Source organism: Bacteroides sp. 51 (genome assembly GCF_010500965.1).
In the GTDB taxonomy this organism is placed as follows: Bacteria; Bacteroidota; Bacteroidia; order Bacteroidales; family Bacteroidaceae; genus Bacteroides.
The window spans coordinates 1-315 of record NZ_QVMI01000180.1; the positions used below are offsets into that span (position 1 = coordinate 1).

Annotated in this window: 1 protein-coding gene; it reads left to right on the forward strand. The window is 50.8% G+C overall.

The features are described 5' to 3' along the window. Positions 1-240: hypothetical protein (locus D0T87_RS24000; RefSeq protein WP_163178702.1), on the forward strand; the 240-nt coding region annotated here is incomplete at its 5' end. Between the last annotated feature and the right edge of the window lie 75 nt (positions 241-315).

Genomic DNA, 315 nt, shown 5'->3' on the forward strand with positions numbered 1-315 from the left:
CAGATACGCCACATGATGACTCGGCTCATTGCCGTGCGCATACTGACCGATAAAGCCCGAAGCATTGTCGTTCAGCTCACCGCTTTGGTGGGAAAAAGAAACCGGCTGCTGCCGCACCGGTACAGATACCTGTTGCCCCTGCTCCGGCGCATACAATCGTTTACGAGCCGAGTTACAGTCGCGTTGGATGTTACCGATTACCTCAGAGTATACTTTACAAGCGGTATCGAAGCCGAATGATATTCTTCACAGGCACTCTCGTACTTTCCGTATGCTTTCAATAAATCAGGTGGCAGTAGGTATTCTTCTCCGGAG